A 418-nucleotide genomic window follows, 5' to 3' on the forward strand; every position below is an offset into this window, starting at 1 on the left:
CGCCGATTATATTGCCAAATTTGTGCATAGCTGGGCCAAAGTTCCGCTCATCATAGAGCTCTTTGTACAGCCAGCTGTTTTCAAACATTTTTGTGAAGTTTGTAAGCTCTTCTTTGCCTTCTGAACCGTTGTTTAGTGCTTCAAAAACTGCTTCTGCGCCAAGCATGCCTGACTTCATTGCGGTGTGCGAGCCTTTGATTTTAGAAGAGTTTAGTGTTCCTGCGTCGCAGCCGAGCAATAAGCCGCCCGGGAAGGTCATTTTTGGAAGTGCGTTGTAGCCGCCTTTTGAAATTGCGCGAGCGCCATAAGCAACGCGCTTGGCATCTTTAAGGTACTTTCCTATCTCAGGGTGGTGCTTGAGACGCTGAAATTCCTCAAATGGGCTTACATTCGGGTTTGAATAGGAAAGGTCTGTGAT

General features: G+C 46.9%; 1 protein-coding gene. It reads right to left on the minus strand.

The window, feature by feature from the left end; translation table 11 throughout:
• A partial coding sequence (locus A3750_RS16695; RefSeq protein WP_369819950.1) for an NAD(P)/FAD-dependent oxidoreductase occupies nt 1–418 on the minus strand: 418 nt, incomplete at both ends.

This window comes from Oleiphilus sp. HI0079 (assembly GCF_001635105.1).